Below are 16443 nucleotides of genomic sequence, written 5' to 3' on the forward strand. Positions count from 1 at the left end.
TTGTTTTGCAGAGGAAGATGCATGGGGACAAAAGGTAATATGCAAAAATTTTTATGCCAATTGTTTAAATGCTTCTGTAGCGGTTAATAGTAGACAGACAACAACAAAAACTTTAATTAGAGGTGAATGATATGGGTTGGTTATGGTCATTAATTATCGGTGGTATCATTGGATGGTTGGCAGGTTTGATCGTTGGTCGTGACATTCCAGGTGGTGTTATTGGTAACATCATTGCTGGTTTTATCGGTGGATGGTTAGGTGGAGTAATCTTGGGCGATATGGGTCCTGAGATGGGCGGATTCTACATTGTGCCTGCATTGATCGGTGCGATCGTTCTTGTAGCCATCGTAAGCTTGATCTTCCGTTCGATGGGACGTAGTCGCGGGTAACTTAATCAAGATAATTTCTTGAATTAGTTGTCAGCTAAATGTTTTACCAATGAAGAGGTTGATTGAGAGCCATAACCATGGCTTTCAATCAACCTCTTGTTGTTTTAAAATATATAAAGATAAGCGTATTAAGCTATCTATATAAATTGGACTAAACATTTACACGAGAACGTAGAGGACAGAAATAACCTGAAGAAGCGGAGCTAAAAGCTTTCTGTAAGAAAGCTGCTTCGAAAGCATACACTCGCCTTTAACACCAGATTTTCTCCTTGTAAAGCAATTATAAAAAATCTGGGGATAACAGCGATCAGAAGGTTGTTCTGTCATCGGAGTAGTAAGTGTAAAAGATAGTTTCGATAAGAGGGGATGAACGGAATGGAAAAAGCTACATTCGCCGGCGGATGTTTCTGGTGTATGGTTACACCGTTTGAAGAACAACCGGGCATTCAAGGCATTATATCGGGTTATGCCGGCGGTCACGTCGAGAATCCAACATATGAGCAGGTCAAAACCGGGGAGACTGGTCATGTCGAAGTGGTTGAAATTACATTTGATCCAGATGTATTCCCTTATGAACGACTGCTGGAGCTATACTGGCCGCAGATTGATCCGACGGATGACGGAGGTCAGTTCCAGGATCGGGGGACACAGTATCGTACGGCGATCTTTGTGCATAATGAACGTCAACGTGAGCTTGCAGAACAGTCCAAACAGGAACTGGCAGCCAGCGGACGATTCACTCAACCGATTGTTACGGAAATTCGGGATGCAGCTATATTCTATCCGGCTGAAGACTATCATCAGGATTACCACAAGAAAAACGAAAAACATTATAAGGAAGACCGTGCGTTATCCGGACGGGACGAATTTATAGACGAGAATTGGAAATAGGATGATATTCTAATTTGCCAATGTAATAAGCCGGGAGAGCTCCTTATGGAACTCTCCCGGCTTATTATTAAATCGAGTATTTATTTTGCAGAATTGGACTTCAGTACATATTTGGACAATGTCTCATCGTTCAAGGAATAGATGACATCATCGACATAGGTTGAAACACCTTCTAATGAAGGAACCGAGGCACTGGTCGTGTAGATATGCACGTCTTCCAGCGTCTGTGGATCAAGAATGTATCCTGTTTTGGCAAAATCAAGCTGATACTGACCATCCTGTGTCTGGTCAACACGCATAAGTGCAGGCTGTGCGTCCTTGAATGTACGCTCAGTCACTTTGCCTTTCATCGTGTACAGTTCCAGCTTCTGCCCTGTAAAGACTGTATAACCGTTGCCAGCCGTCTGAATGTAGGCATCACCAGCAATGGCACGTCCCCAAGCAAGCTTGCCATCGATGCCAAAGCCCATCAGTCGGTTACCGGTGTTTTCGACATTGGCGCGCATAATGATGGAACCATCGTCGAGAATGGCCAGCGATTCACCGCCGCCATCTCCTAATGTATTTGCATTGGCAGGGAATTGATAGAAGGACAGACGATTCAACGTACGATCATAGATCTCTACTTTGGGATTCGCAGCTTGCTGCCAGAAGTTTCCTACCTTGGTTTGTTTACTGGCATCCACTACAATTCGACCATGATCAGCCTTAAGCACGTTACCGTTGATGGTCTTTTCGGAAATCAGCTTGCCCTTTTTGTCATATAACGAGATGGCGGAGCGAACCGAACCATTCGATTGCACGCCCTGACTTGAAGCAACCATCAGCGTATCGTTATCCAATAGAGATATGCTTGCAGGTGAATTCACCGTTTTGACCCAGTTGGTTTTACCGGATGTATTGAATGAGTACAATTTTTTGGTTTTGTCTGAATATTCCATATACACATAAGCCGTACCGTTGCTGGCATATACCGAATCAGAGTAGGTGGTATAAGGACCACTTTTCTCATGGAATATCGTATTCCACTTCAATTGTCCAGTTGTCGCATCGAATGCTTGGAGAGAGTCCAGTTGCCAGTCGAGTGTTGTTTTGCTGCTTGTTTTGGTCACGGGTTGGGAGGCATGTACATATACAAGGTTTTTGGATGGCACGGCATGAATTCCCTTGATCAGGACATCTTTCTCTGTATTAGCCTCAGATAACATCAGGGACGATGACGTCCACGCCGGTTTGGGCATGGATTCGGTTGAAGCAGCGGCGTAACCTGTTGTATTCATGGTGAAGAGGAGCATGCCGCTGAGAATGAGGGCAGCCCATGTTTTGGACTTGTGTTTGGTCAATGTATGCAAGTGATAAACCACCTTTCTTCTTCGGTTCAAAATAGAACCGATTGTTGAATTTTACCATTAAAGTCAAGCTGAATTCAACCGAACGCACTGTAACCTTTTATCATTGATTTGTCGAAATAACGATGTTTGGAGAAGTGTAACGGTTACAGGGAATTCATCTTCTTTCGATGAAAGTGGAAGTCTGATATATTTAGTGCGGTGATAAGCCATATCTGCGTAAGACGTTGGATAGAACATAGGAAATGAAACAAGGAGAATAGCTATGAACTGGAGTGAAAATGTGACCCTATGGGTCATTGGATGTATCATCATATTGTTGCTGCTGGCCTGGATTATTCGGCGAGTTATCGGGCGCGGGCAGCGGATCCGAAGTGAAGCCAATCCTCGTAAGATCACAATAAAGGACATCGACAAGATGGAGGATGGTTCGGAGTTTGAATTATATCTCTATCATTTATTCGAGCAACTCGGATATGACGAGGTTCATAAGACGACGAGCAGCCGGGATTTTGGGGCAGATCTGGTGTTTGTTGATAGACTCGGCAGACGAAGTGTGATACAAGCGAAGCGATATGGTGCGAACCATCCCGTAGGGTTGAGTGCTGTGCAGGAGATATATACATCGATGCGTTATTATGAAGCCGACCGATCGATTGTATTAACGTCCGCCCGTTACACCGAAGCCTGTCGGACGCTTGCAGCGGTTAATGGAGTGAAGCTGCTGGACCGGGAAGACCTGATGGAATTAATTCTGTTATTCAAAGCCAGAAGAGTGGAAGAAGCATTGGAACTGATCGAAGAAGATGATCATGAACCAATCGAGACGTGGCAGTCCCGGCGAAAGCGGCTATCCCGCTAAGTACTTGGGTGGAAGCCTTTTTAATGATGTACATCTCATTCCAGTAGGAAGCACCTTCACTTGCGTAGCTGCACATGATATATTGAGTGTATATCAACCAAAGGAGTGTGTGATCCATTATGGCACGTACACAAACACAAAAAGCATTACGTAAAGCAGAGCGGTCAGGTCAATGGTGCTCGGAACAGAGCCGAAGAGTTAACGGGGATTATAGCGCGTTATCCCAGCATGTACGGCTCATGCCTACGAAGCAGGAAAAATTGCAAAAGGTCAAACACAAGAAGCAGATCATCCAGGATGGTGGTGCTTCTTTTTATTTTATATATGAGGCGCCGATTGCTGGATAAGTAAGACGATAGAATTTTGTACACTAAATGAAGGGAGAACCTATACATATGACAACAGCGCTGCACATGAATAAAAAAATCGTTCGGCGTTTTTTGCTGCAAACGCAAGCTTTACTTGGACGTTGGCCAGCAGTTTCCTTACCTTCGGGACCCGACCAAGTTTTGAGTTTAATTCGCTCCCTTGGTTGCGTGCAGATCGATCCTGTGGCTGCTGTAACTGGAAACCAGCATTTGGTGCTGGGGGCTCGTGACCCTGGTTATACTGCTGACAGCTTAAATACACTGCTGAGTGATCACAAGGTGTTTGAATATTTTGCAAATGCTGCCTGTGTCATTCCAATGGAAGACTATGCTCTCTTTGAACCTGTGCGTGCCCGATTAAGGGAGCGTCTGTCTCCGTCCTTGCAAGGTCTGGAGAAAACAGTGCAGCATGTGTTACAACGTTTGAAGGAAGAGGGTCCTTTGCCTTCAAGAGCTTTTCGTGCTGTTGAAAGGGTAAGTGGTTATTGGGACAGTGCAGATGTGCCAAAGACCAAGGATACCACACTTGCTCTGAATCTACTGTTGGACTCTGCTGTGATTCGTGTGGTGGCGCGGCAGGGGAATGAACGTTATTTTCATATTACCGAATCCGGATTGCAACAACAGGGACTTACGATGAAAGAAGACATCGATGTGTTGGCCCAGAGACAGGCTCTGCTGGATAAATACATTCATGCGTATCGTGTCGTAGATGCCCGTGACCCCCGTCTGGGTTGGCTGAAATCTACAGCGGCTGAACGACGCGCCGATATTGCTGCACGTGTGTCAGATGGGCGAATGATCCCGCTTAAGGTGGAGGACGTGGCGACGCCTTATTATATTCGTGCTGAAGATGAGGATTTGCTGCTGCATATGGAAAAGGAAGAGCCACACTATGATCCGTCTGGCCCAGTCCGTTTCCTGCCGCCGCTGGACAACCTGTTATGGAGAAGAGAACGTATTGTTGATTTATTTGATTTTCATTATAAATGGGAGATTTATACGCCAGAGGTGAAAAGAACCTACGGTTATTATGCCATGCCTATTCTTCACGGTGATCGGTTGATTGGACGTATGGACCCACGCCTTGATCGCAAAACTGGAGTACTTACTGTTCGTTTGTTATCGATGGAAGAGACTGCTCCACCTGTGGAGGAATGGATTACGGATTTTCGGGAGGGGCTTCAATTCTTTGCGTCCATGCATGGAGCGCGTTCCATTACTATCGAGAAGACGGTACCAAAAGAGTTGAAAAAGCTGCTTAAATCGATTTGATTAGGGATACATGAAAGAATGTATGGACACGGAAATTGGAATTATTGAGGGGGTAAAGGGTCTAAAAAGGACAAAAAAGGAGGAGCCAGAGGGCCCCTCCTTCTTCATTTGATTTTAATATCCAAACTTCTTTAGTTCACCAGATGAGGCATTTCAACGTTGGGATCAACATCTGCTTCATAATCCACACCATCGGTTTCAAAACCAAACAGCTGGAAGAATTCGCGACGGTAACCTTCCAGATCCGACAGATCGTAGATGTTCTCTGTGGTCAACTCATTCCAGAGCTTCGCCACTTCTTCCTGAACGTCAGCTCTCATCTCCCAATCGTCAATGCGAATACGGCCTTCGGCATCGGTTGGAACTTCTCCTCCCGCATACAAACGATCAGCGAACAGACGTTGCAATTGCTCGATGCATCCTTCATGCAAGCCTTTTTCTTTCATGACTTTGTACAATGCTGAGATGTACAGCGGCACGACTGGAATTGCAGAACTGGATTGAGTCACCAGCGCCTTGGCTACAGTTAAGTACGCACGTCCACCTTTTGCACTCAGACGATCATTCAGCTTGTGTGCAGTCGCTTCCAGATGATTCTTGGCTTGACCGATGGAACCATCACGATAAATGGCATGCGTAAGTTCAGGACCGATATAAGAGAAAGCGATGGTTGTTGCATCATCAGCAAGCACGCCGCCTTGTTGCAGGGCATCCATCCATAGTTCCCAATCATCTCCACCCATAACGGTTACCGTCTGACGAATTTCCTCTTCGTTTGCCGGTTCAAGGGTAACGGAGCTAATTTCGCCTGTGTGGAAGTTCACCGTTTTGTTCGTGTAGGATTGTCCGATAGGCTTCAGCACAGAGTTAAATACTTCACCCGTGTTTGGATCGGTACGGCGTGCCGAGGCTACGCTGTATACAACCAGATCGACTTGACCGAGTTCACTGCGAATCAGTTCAACGGCTTTGTCTCGTGTTTCGTTTGCAAATGCATCACCTGTAACGCTGTACGATTTCAGGCCTGCTTCCTCCGCGGCTTTTTCGAATGCAGCGGAATTGTACCAGCCTGCAGAAGCCGTACGTTTCTCTGTGGAACTGCTCGGACGGTAAATGCCGACTGTATTCGCTCCAGCTCCAAAGGCAGAAACAACGCGTGACGCCAGACCGTATCCAGTGGAAGCACCGATCACGAGCACATTACGCGGTCCTTTCAGCTCAGGCTGGGATTTCACATAATCAATCTGTTCCTGCACTTGCGCAGCGCAACCTACAGGATGGGAAGTGGTACAAATAAAACCACGTGTTCTTGGTTTAATAATCATTTATTTGCATCCTTTCATATTCAGCTCATGTTTCAGCATTTCGATAAAATGCTCTTACACATACTTTCTTATTGTAAAACAATTACCTCGGAAACGGAAACCGTTTCGTTTGATTTCGCTGGAAGGGTGGCGTTATATCTCTAATTTTGCGATGATGTGAATAGAATGTACTCGCTTGTTAGGATAGAAAGGACAGGGATACCATGCTGAAGGAACGCATTGAACTGCTAAGCAAAAGAAAACAAATCTCCCGTAAAGACCTTGTGGAAGGTCTGGTCACGCAGGCCCACTTTGCCAATATCCTGGCGGATCGTTATCCGCTACCTGAGGACTTGGCAGAAGCCATCGCCGGGCGTCTTGGGGTATCCCCTTCCTATATTCTAAAAGCTGCGGCACAGGACGAGGAAACAATTGAACGGGCAGAGGCCATCTTCGAACAAATGTCTGTTCCAGCGTCGGCGATATCCGAAGATACGGTGCATGCACTGGCAGATCGGGATGACGCGCTGACCGTAGAGTTGACAACGGCCTTAATGAAGGCGGTCTATTATCAGCAATTAAACGATGCAACGGCTCATGAGTATATACATACGTCCTACCTCAATTTTTACCTGGAGAAATACGGTCGTCCAGACGATATTGATCTGCCGCGTCCGTTAGTCAAGGCACTTTTATTCTATAAAATACAATATTATCGCTCCAAAATGGCTTTTGTGGATGTATTAACTCATGCAACCAGGCTCAGTGAGCTAGCGCTTCCTGGCAGTGAATTCTGGTTGTCTGTGCAAAATATCAAGATGGAAGCCTACATCCAGGTCAAACAGTATGAAGAGGCAAAACAGGTATTCGAGCTTACAATGCGTCATGTCTATGATCAGCGGATGTTCCATCGGTTGTCCGGGTTATATGTGGCATATAGTGGCTATTGCTTCGCGATGGGGCTGGTTCAGGAGGCACTCTCGGCATTAACCATGGCGGAGGCAAACCTCGTGTATGCTGGCAACCAGGGAGATCTGGTAACGGCGATTGCCAACAATCGGATTGTCATGTTAACAATGACAGGTGAACTGGATCAGGCACAGACAGAGATTGAACGATTTGAATCGCTATTGCAGCAGGAAACGGAAGAAACACAGCAGGCCATGCAGCCGCTCGTCAGTGTGTATCGATGCGAAGTGGCTCTGGCACGGAAGAACTGGGGCGTGCTCGCGCAGAGTGTAGATCAACTTTTGAAATGTGCAACAACACAGGACCAGCAGATGAGCGCAACCTTCTACCAGAGCCATCTGGCTCTTGCGCATGGAGATCGCGAAGTTTTCATGGAGCGGGCACTTGCGTGTCTGCCTTATTTTGAATCAGCGCAGCATGTCATGCGGCTTGAACCGTTATATGAGGGGATGGCTGTAGTATCCGAGGATCAGCGGAAATACAAAGAAGCAGCGATGTATTATCGGAAGCTGGTATATTTGTTACGCAAAAAATAGAGTGAGAATCGGCTTGCAATAGCCTGATTATGTCATGATTTTGTGCATTGCAGGAGCACTTGGCACAAAATATGGCCGCCAATCGTGAAATGAAGATTGGATTAGCAGATCTTTTTTTGCGAAATTAGCATCATTCCTTACCCAAGAAACGATTATCCCGTAATTCAATTGCTGGATTTTTCGTTTTTTTTGTATGCCGCCAGAAGGGTATTCAAGGACAAGCCGCGGTGTTTATAATTTAACTATAAATACGTGTTCAAAAAGTCTGGTTTTCAGTACCGAGAAGATGGAATGAAGCTAGAAATGGAGTAGCGGAGCGTAGGAGACCTACGTGAGCAACGGACATTTCGGCTGAATTTCATCTTCGATGCTGATGATGCCACTAGGCATGATTCGTAATCAAAAGTGGACTTTTTGAACAACTTCTAAAAACAAATAAAACAAATGAGGTGCTTGGTATGGGATGGTTCGGTAAAAAGAACAAACAGGAAGATGCGATTGCTAAAGCGGATAAAATGATGAATAAAGGACTCACTGGCATGATGATGAAAGGTTTTGTATCAAAGGAACATCGGGATGCTATCAACCAAAGTCTGGATTCGGCAAAGCAGGCACAGTTGGCGGCAAGTGGTTCTCTGCCTTTAACAGCTACGGCTACGGTGGTGACAATCACCGATACAGGCAAACTGATCAACTTTGATCCGATTGTTGTGCTTGTATTGGATGTGACAGAGACAAACGGTAACCAGTATCAGCGAACATTGGAGACACTGGTGTCCAAAATGCAGATTCCACGAGTTGGCGATCGAGTGGGACTGGGCCAGAATCCAGCGAATCCCTCCGAGCTGATCTACATGGGGCTAATGTCCATCTAGAAGGTATTTGGTTATAAGAGAGTCATAATCTATTTGTATAATGCTTATAACAACGATAAATAGATATATTGATAGAGATATTAAGAGAAGGATTAAGAAAGGGTGGATCATATGGTAGGTTTCCTGAGATTCATTGGCGTATTAACTGTATTCGGGGTGGGGTTCTCCCCATTTCTGGCACAGCAGCTGTGGAATGATCCGTTTATGATTATGCAGGCATGGTGGTACACTCCGGCGATCTTTGCCGGGTTTGCACTGATCTTTGTTCCAGCGATTTTGAGCAATATTTTTGGTGTAGGTCGAGTGAAGACAGGGTTCCCAGCAGTTGGGGTCATTAAGACTATACAACAGACGGGGACGTATATTAATGAACAGCCGGAGGTTCGATTGGGTCTGACGGTGTCGCGTAAGGGGCGCGAGAAATACGATACCGAGATGAAAGCCGTCATTCCGCTGACCTCCATGGCACAGTTTCATCCGGGCAATTTCATTCCGTTAGTGGTCTCCGTAAAGGATGAGCGAAAGGTAGGGCTTGATCTGAAGGGGCAATTATCACAGGAGGATATGCAGCAATTGCTGGATGAAAAGATGGTACAGCAAGGGGTATCACCTGAAATGATGGATATTGCAAGAACAGGGGAAAAAGCGATGGCCAAGATCCTTGACGTCACTCCACTTGGGAGTGGAGGCAGTAATAAGATCAAAATTCAGCTCAAACTCAGCATAACGAAAACGGACGGTGAAACCTTCAATGTGACAACGCAAAAAGAAATTTTGTCATCTGCGCTGCCGCAGGTGCAGCAAGGTCATATCATTAACGTCATTTATTCAAGACAAGACCCAACAAAATTGGTGTTGGCATTGAATGTACAGGAGCGACAATTAAGTGACTTATTCTCCTCCTGAGGATGTAGACAAAAGGAGGTCCTGCAGATCATGTTTATGACGTGTAGGACCTCCTTTTTCATTTTGGTATGTATGAGAGATACAAGCAACGGACGGTTTTCAAACAATACCAAGGCGCATGCGATAAGAAAAGAGAACTTTTCTGGATTCTCCGTCAAATATACGATTAGCCAGCGCTCTAAACTCCTCAGCAGCTGTTAATAGATCATCCGCTCCGAGTTTCAACGCCGTTTGCAGGCCGCCTTGGCTCAGGGCGAGATTGACATATCGATCGGCTGTGAATGTCTCGTGGTGATGAAATACGATTTCCCGAACATATCGGAACAGCCCAGACTGCTGAATCTGCTGCAAATGCCCATCCTTGCTCCATTTGTGTGCCTGACTATTCTGGGGAGCCAGACTGGCTGCTCGTTGATCTGCTTCCTTATTCAGCTGCAGATAGGCTTGTTCTAACTGCCAGTCTAACATTGGCGGCCAGTCGCAATCGTAGGCTGCAAATATGCCCCCTGTACGAAGTACACGTGCAAACTCGCGTAGTGTGGGTTGCGGCTCCATCCAGTGAAACGATTGCGAGCAGGTCAGCACATCCACACTGCCATCTGGTAGTCCGAGGTCGTGAGACAAGCCGGACACAAACCGCAGGTTATCCGGCTTCCCGGCAGATTCCCACTTGGATTCTGCTACAGACCTCATGTCATCGCTAGGTTCAAAGCCGATGATTCGTTCAGCTTCATTAAGCCAGATCCAGGAGGATAAGCCGGTGCCACAACCAATATCTGCGACCATACGCGGTGTGCTGCCAAGATATGTCGTTAGAATATCCACCACTTCAGTGGGAGCAGCTGGTCGGTTCTGATCGTATAACGTACCAAAACCTTTGAAACGTTCCACATTGTTGCGTCTAATGTCTTGCATGGATAAACCTCCTTCGGGCAGATGGATGACGGAGAGTCAGCTGTGATCAAAAGTTGTATAGGCCTATATTATATCATTCATTGTTGGGAAGTTTGTTCATGACGTTCTGCAAATGTTCAACGGCTTTGATATGACGTCTGAGCAATTCCTGTCCAACATGAACAGGCTCGATTACGGTCAGCTCGGAACCAAACGACAGCAGGAAGGAGTAGAGCCATTCCCCTACATTCAGTTCGAGAGACACACGGAGCCTGCCATCAGGCTCTTTTTTAATGAGGGAGGGTTCGAAAAAATCATACACTCGGTATGCAATATTGCTGGAGAACGAGAGTGTAAGAGGAATCAGGACAGGAGCTGCCTCTGATTCAGGATCGTTTGATCCGGCAGTAACAGAGTGATCGTGTTTTCTCGCCAGAAAAGTCAACTGGGTGATCCGTTTCATCTTAAATGTCTCGAATTCTTTCCGATCAGGGTCATCATGGATATATCCTTTGAAGTACCACGTACTGTTTTTGAAAATAAGCTTCTGTGGCTCCACAGTCGGCATGCTTTTCTCGCCATCCGAATTAACATAATGAAACGTAATCAGTTGATTCGTTAATATAGCCTGCTTCACCTGATTGAACAGTTCTCTCTCCTGCAGAGGGATGCTGCCCCATGGTGAGAAATTGAATTCGATCCAATCCAGCTTGTGATCAAAAAGGGCGGTTAGCCGTTGTAGCGTATGGGCACTGTTAAGATGGGGGATCGCACTGATGCTGTATAGTCCCATCAAAATTTCATTCTGGTCTTCTTCAGACAACAGGGACTTGTCCATGACATAGTTGTCCATAAGATGAATACCGCCATGCTTGCCGGTCGTTGTATAGACGGGAATGCCCGCAGCGCTCAGACGGTCGATATCGCGATACACTGTGCGTACAGAAATCTCGAACATACGGGCGAGCTCTGGTGCAGTGGCTTTCTTTTTCTCCAATAACAAAAGCAACATTCGAAATAGTCGGTTATTTTCCATGCTCTGATTATACCATGACAATAGGTGTCAGGGTATGGATGGTACACTGGTTACATAGTCTTGTTGAGATATGAAGGAGGAACTGGTCATGACAATGAAAGAAGGATTTTACTGGGGTGGCGCAACGGCTGCCAATCAATTCGAGGGTGGATGGAACCAGGGTGGCAAGGGGCCAAGCACGTCTGACATGATGACAGGGGGAACCCACACGATTCCACGCCGGATTACGCCTGTATTGGAAGAGGGCACGTATTATCCGAGCCATGAAGCGGTTGATTTTTACGGACATTACAAAGAAGATATTGCCATGATGGCAGAGATGGGTTTCAAAATGTTCCGCATGTCCATCAACTGGTCCCGGATCTATCCAAACGGTTATGATCTGGAGCCAAACGAAGAGGGATTGCAGTTCTACGATAATGTTTTTGCCGAGTTGAAAAAATACAATATTGAGCCGCTCGTAACGATCTCCCATTATGAAACGCCATTTGGTCTGACACAGAAGTATAATGGCTGGGCTTCCCGTGAAGTTATCGATTGTTATATCCGTTATTGTACAACCCTGTTCAACCGTTACAAGGATCAGGTCAAATACTGGCTGACGTTTAACGAAATCAACTGTCTGACGATGCCGATGGGTGCATATATGGCTGCAGGTATTCTGTTTGAAGGCAAAGAGACACTGGTCGACGGAGTGGATGATCCACAGACTCGTTTCCAGGCATTACATCACCAATTCGTTGCGAGTGCCAAAGCGGTGAAGCTGGGACATGAGATTAACCCTGATTTCCAGATCGGCTGTATGGTCGCTTTCATGACAACCTATCCAAACACATGTAACCCGGACGACATGCTGCTTGCACAGAAGAAAGACCAAATCTCCAATATGATCTGCGGTGATGTACAGGTTCGTGGAGCATATCCTGGATTCGCCAAACGTTTCTTCGCCGAAGAGGGCATCCAGATCGAGATGCAACCGGGAGACGAACAGACCCTGCGTGAAGGCTGCGTAGACTTCTATTCCTTCAGTTATTATATGTCTTTGGTTGAAAGTGCGGACGAGTCCCTGGAGAGAGCAGAAGGTAATCTGCTTGGTGGTATCAAAAATCCATATCTCGAAGCTTCCGACTGGGGATGGCAGATCGATCCAAAAGGACTGCGTTACACGTTGAATCATCTGTATGATCGGTACCAGATTCCATTGATGGTGGTTGAGAACGGGCTTGGCGCTGTTGATGTGGTAGAGGAAGATGGCTCCATTCAAGATGATTATCGCATTGATTATCTGAAGGGCCACATTGAACAAATGAAAGAAGCCGTAGCGGATGGCGTAGACCTCATTGCCTACACAATGTGGGGATGTATCGACCTGGTTAGTGCATCCACTGGAGAGATGAAGAAGCGTTATGGCTTCATTCATGTCAACAAGGACAACGACGGTAACGGAGATTTGAGCAGAACACCGAAGAAGAGTTTCCACTGGTACAAAAAAGTTATTGAATCGAATGGTGAAGAGTTATAAATTGGTGTGAAAAAAAACAGATCAGCCTGTTCCCTTAATTGGGACAAGCGGTACATGTGGTCCTGAACGAATTTAGGACTAGTAAATATGAATATTAAAAATACCCGGCTATCCTTTAGTTAAGGAAAGCCGGGTATTTCTTTGTGTAGATCAATAGCGGGCCGCTTAGGCCAGCCTTCTGCTTTGCAGTTGGGACATACGCTCCAAATGCCGCCGATAAAACCATATGCATGTGGAGAGCCAGCAACCACTCAAGAAGTATCCGCCTACGATATCACTTGGATAATGCACCCCCAAGTAGATACGACTTATACCAATGGTCAGTATAAATACGGCGCTGGCAACAATCATCAGAACACGTCCGGTGACGGTGGGTACATGTTTCCAGATTAGAAAGGCCAGTCCACCGTACAGGCTAAATGCGGCCATAGAATGCCCACTGGGAAAGCTATAGCCGCTCACTTCGATAATCCGGTTAATGGTAGGTCTGGCACGCTGGAATACCAGCTTGAGCAATGCATTTAACAGGGTTGAACCGGCGAGCACACAAGCGAGGAAGAGTAGTTCGCGTTTGTGTCGCAGCCAAACGTATAACACAATCATGGAAATGATTGTAATGAAAACTACAGGCATTTCACTGCCGATCCAGGTGAAAAACTGCATGAATTGCGTCATGCTGGGGGATTCCAACCCCTGAATCCAGCCGATCAGCGTATCATCAAATCGATGAATCTGGTTGTCGCTGATGGATAGGGCGATGCTTATAAAAGCGATCATGCATAACGCTGCAAAGAGCAGCGGGAATGAGATGTTCTTTTTCCAGTTGTGTATCAAATGTCGAGTTCCTCCGTGATGGTTGATTTCGTATGTTGTGTCCTTGCGTATGTCGGACATAACGATATTTGTATTGTGCTATAATTTTACAATAAATATAGCAGCAATAAAAATATGTAACCTTAACAACGCTTATTCAAGCAGAGAATGTAGGAGGGGAGCGGTCGGAATGAAACGACGTTTGGTGATGTGCATGTTGATCTTACTGTTGGTTACATCTGGGTTAGCTCTATTTCCCGGAGAGAAAGTGTATGCTTGCAGTTGTGTCGAGAATGATGTTCAAGAGAGATTGAAGACAAACACAACTGTATTTACAGGAGAAGTGGTGAAGAAGGGACGTTCTCAACAGTCGAAGCATGATGGCTTATTAAGAGAGTATACCTTTGATGTAGATACGGCATGGAAGGGAGTTGATGCCAAAAAGATGAAAATCCTTGCGAGTGACGGAGGATCTGAATCCTGTGGCATTCAATTTGAAAAGAATCAGTCCTACCTGATCTATGCTTATCGATATGAATTGGATCATAAGCTACATACGAATCTGTGCAGTCGCAATGTTCCAATTGAACAAGCCGGAGATGATCTGAAATTGCTGGGCGCAGGCAAGGTTGTGAGTGAAGAAGACTTTGGAGAAACTAATGATGGGCGAAGTGGGCCTTTCTATCTTATCTTATACGGTACAGTCATTTTATTAGCAGTGTTGGCAGTTGTGTGGGTCTGGAGAAGAAAGAAAAGAGTGTGATTGCCCAAGGACAGACAGAATCTGAAGAAGCGAAGCGTTCGCCTAAAAGCCTTTTGAAAGAAAGCTGCATCGAAAGCATACGCTATCCCCGAATCTTCCCTTTATAAAAAGGGATCAAAAAAATCTGGGGATAACAGCGATCAGAAGGTTATTCTGTCATCTGAGTGGCCAGTGTAAATATTCTTTAGTTCAATTTTTAAAGTTCAGCTGCAACATGTATTCATAGGCTGTGACACCAAATACCCGTTTGAAATGCCGGTTCAGATGGGTCAGATCAACAAATCCGCAATCGGCAACAGCAGTATATACGTCCTTCTGCTTTTCAATGGACTGACGGGCACGCTCTACTTTGCAGTTTAAGAAAAACTGGTAGGGGGATATGCCTGCATGTGCCTTGAATTCACGGATAAATTGAAACTTGGACATGCCAAATTCGGAACTCAGGTTGTCCAGCTTGAGCACATCTTCGGTGCTGCAAAACATGATTTCCTTGGCTTTGCGGACCAGGTTGTCCTGAGGCAACCAGAGCTTGGTGTCCATTTCCTTCTGAGCCAGCAGGTGAACCAGATTGAAGACCCGTTCGCTGCACTCGGCTTCGTCCTGTCTGAGTTGAACGGCATCGTTCAGCATCAGAATGTTACGTGCAAGCTCGGGGTCATAGACGATGGGACTTCCAAAACGCAATTCCTTTTTACCTATAATCTCCTCTACCAAATCCGGCTTCAAATACAGCATCACATAGTCAATGCCAGCCTTATCATAGGAGCTTCCATCATGAGACTGTTCGCGGTTGAATAACATGACACCATTTTGGTGAGACGCCTGATATTGTCCGTCCAGGTTGTATTGTTGAATGCCACGCAGGGTTACGCCGACCGCATACTCTTCATGGCAATGTTTTTTGTATGCAAAATCAGTAAAGCTGGCGGATAGTGCCAGCACGTCTTGCGACTTTTTATAGTTAAACCGTTCCATGCAGCACACCTCCCAAGCTTTAGATTAATCCGGATACTATAATGGCTGAGTATAACAAAAAAAGTGCCATGAGAATACTCAGTAATTTTTGGTGGCGATTCAGCAACGTTCTGAAAACCGTGCCAAAAACAACCCAACTGGAATAGGCCAGAAATCCAATGAATGTAATCAGCAGCACGAACAGGAACGAAGAAAATGAACTTTGATAAAAGGGCAATACATAACTTGGAATGACAGTGAAAGTAAACAAGACGACCTTTGGATTCACAAATTGCATGATAAAACCGTTCCAGAATCCGGTAACTTGTTTCGGTGCATCCTCGGTGGTACCCATTTTGTAGATCTGGTACGCCAGATACACCATGTAAAGGCCGCCGACAATCTGCATCACCTTCAGAATTCCAGGTAACACTCCCGCAAGAAGCTGATTAAGAAAAGCTGAAGCGGTAAGCAGCAGACCAAATGCCAACGTAGCTCCCCAGACATAGCGCATTGTTTTTCGTGCGCCAACGATCTGTGTAGAAGAAAGAATTACGATATTGCTGGGGCCAGGGGTGAATGTAACAACGATGCAGTAGATTAAAAAAGATGCAAGATTCATAATGATGATGCTCTCCTCTGGTTGTAGTCTAGTTCCATGATCATACGTCCAGAGGGAGAAACCATATAGTACATTATTGCAGCAGGTACACCGTTAGCAACAGGAGCTTCCTTTT

Annotated in this window: 17 protein-coding genes; 10 read left to right on the forward strand and 7 right to left on the reverse strand. The window is 45.7% G+C overall.

Translation table 11 applies throughout. The features are described 5' to 3' along the window. The first annotated feature begins 131 nt into the window (after positions 1–131). A complete protein-coding gene (locus IFU39_RS14385; protein WP_017686880.1) occupies positions 132–389 on the forward strand; it encodes a GlsB/YeaQ/YmgE family stress response membrane protein in 258 nt (85 codons plus the stop codon). 375 nt (positions 390–764) lie between these two features. Next, the gene (gene msrA / locus IFU39_RS14390) at positions 765–1280 is read left to right on the forward strand and encodes a peptide-methionine (S)-S-oxide reductase MsrA (protein WP_192133280.1); all 516 of its coding nucleotides are present in this window, start codon (positions 765–767) and stop codon (positions 1278–1280) included. 80 nt (positions 1281–1360) lie between these two features. Here the strand turns inward: msrA and IFU39_RS14395 are convergent, their stop codons facing one another. After that, on the reverse strand, positions 1361–2632 hold the full coding sequence (locus IFU39_RS14395; protein ID WP_192133282.1) for a PQQ-binding-like beta-propeller repeat protein: 1272 nt from the start codon (positions 2630–2632) through the stop codon (positions 1361–1363). Between the two features lie 262 nt (positions 2633–2894). Here IFU39_RS14395 and IFU39_RS14400 point away from each other — a divergent pair, with 262 nt between their 5' ends. The 3 genes from IFU39_RS14400 (at position 2895) to IFU39_RS14410 (ending at position 5134) form a co-directional block, all read left to right on the forward strand. Beyond that, on the forward strand, positions 2895–3491 hold the full coding sequence (locus IFU39_RS14400) for a restriction endonuclease (RefSeq protein ID WP_192133285.1): 597 nt from the start codon (positions 2895–2897) through the stop codon (positions 3489–3491). 119 nt (positions 3492–3610) lie between these two features. Beyond that, positions 3611–3838 (forward strand): hypothetical protein, encoded by a 228-nt coding sequence (locus IFU39_RS14405; RefSeq protein ID WP_036674487.1) that lies wholly within the window; start codon positions 3611–3613, stop codon positions 3836–3838. 66 nt (positions 3839–3904) lie between these two features. Next, complete coding sequence (locus IFU39_RS14410; RefSeq protein ID WP_192133654.1) at positions 3905–5134, forward strand: DNA glycosylase AlkZ-like family protein; 1230 nt, start codon at positions 3905–3907, stop codon at positions 5132–5134. 131 nt (positions 5135–5265) lie between these two features. Here IFU39_RS14410 and fabV read toward each other — a convergent pair whose 3' ends face one another. After that, positions 5266–6459 (reverse strand): enoyl-ACP reductase FabV, encoded by a 1194-nt coding sequence (gene fabV / locus IFU39_RS14415; RefSeq protein WP_036617082.1) that lies wholly within the window; start codon positions 6457–6459, stop codon positions 5266–5268. A 203-nt stretch (positions 6460–6662) separates the two neighbouring features. Between fabV and IFU39_RS14420 the strand changes: the two genes are divergently transcribed. The 3 genes from IFU39_RS14420 (at position 6663) to IFU39_RS14430 (ending at position 9724) form a co-directional block, all read left to right on the forward strand. Next, on the forward strand, positions 6663–7943 hold the full coding sequence (locus tag IFU39_RS14420; protein WP_100529107.1) for a transcriptional regulator: 1281 nt from the start codon (positions 6663–6665) through the stop codon (positions 7941–7943). A 458-nt stretch (positions 7944–8401) separates the two neighbouring features. Next, entirely contained in the window at positions 8402–8818 is a 417-nt protein-coding gene (locus tag IFU39_RS14425; RefSeq protein ID WP_192133287.1) for a hypothetical protein, read from the forward strand. A 111-nt stretch (positions 8819–8929) separates the two neighbouring features. Then, positions 8930–9724, forward strand: a complete 795-nt coding sequence (locus tag IFU39_RS14430; protein WP_192133656.1) for a hypothetical protein — start codon at positions 8930–8932, stop codon at positions 9722–9724. A gap of 99 nt (positions 9725–9823) precedes the next feature. Here the strand turns inward: IFU39_RS14430 and IFU39_RS14435 are convergent, their stop codons facing one another. Together IFU39_RS14435 and IFU39_RS14440 are read right to left on the reverse strand one after the other, a co-directional pair. Further along, positions 9824–10639 (reverse strand): class I SAM-dependent methyltransferase, encoded by an 816-nt coding sequence (locus tag IFU39_RS14435; RefSeq protein WP_192133289.1) that lies wholly within the window; start codon positions 10637–10639, stop codon positions 9824–9826. 73 nt (positions 10640–10712) lie between these two features. After that, a complete protein-coding gene (locus IFU39_RS14440) occupies positions 10713–11654 on the reverse strand; it encodes a helix-turn-helix transcriptional regulator (protein WP_274599267.1) in 942 nt (313 codons plus the stop codon). A gap of 88 nt (positions 11655–11742) precedes the next feature. Here IFU39_RS14440 and IFU39_RS14445 point away from each other — a divergent pair, with 88 nt between their 5' ends. Further along, the gene (locus IFU39_RS14445; protein WP_036617092.1) at positions 11743–13176 is read left to right on the forward strand and encodes a glycoside hydrolase family 1 protein; all 1434 of its coding nucleotides are present in this window, start codon (positions 11743–11745) and stop codon (positions 13174–13176) included. 165 nt (positions 13177–13341) lie between these two features. Here the strand turns inward: IFU39_RS14445 and IFU39_RS14450 are convergent, their stop codons facing one another. Next, entirely contained in the window at positions 13342–14010 is a 669-nt protein-coding gene (locus IFU39_RS14450) for a phosphatase PAP2 family protein (RefSeq protein ID WP_223199760.1), read from the reverse strand. A gap of 169 nt (positions 14011–14179) precedes the next feature. Between IFU39_RS14450 and IFU39_RS14455 the strand changes: the two genes are divergently transcribed. Beyond that, positions 14180–14752 carry a hypothetical protein gene (locus tag IFU39_RS14455; RefSeq protein ID WP_181155585.1) on the forward strand — a complete coding sequence of 191 codons (573 nt, stop codon included), beginning with the start codon at positions 14180–14182 and terminating at the stop codon, positions 14750–14752. A 189-nt stretch (positions 14753–14941) separates the two neighbouring features. Here IFU39_RS14455 and IFU39_RS14460 read toward each other — a convergent pair whose 3' ends face one another. Further along, complete coding sequence (locus IFU39_RS14460) at positions 14942–15727, reverse strand: AraC family transcriptional regulator (RefSeq protein ID WP_105601750.1); 786 nt, start codon at positions 15725–15727, stop codon at positions 14942–14944. Between the two features lie 19 nt (positions 15728–15746). Further along, positions 15747–16328, reverse strand: coding sequence for a LysE family translocator (locus tag IFU39_RS14465; protein WP_091020334.1), 582 nt, complete (start codon positions 16326–16328; stop codon positions 15747–15749). Positions 16329–16443: the final 115 nt, after the last annotated feature.

This window comes from Paenibacillus sp. CFBP 13594, assembly GCF_014842675.1.
Classification (GTDB): Bacteria; Bacillota; Bacilli; order Paenibacillales; family Paenibacillaceae; genus Paenibacillus; species Paenibacillus amylolyticus_B.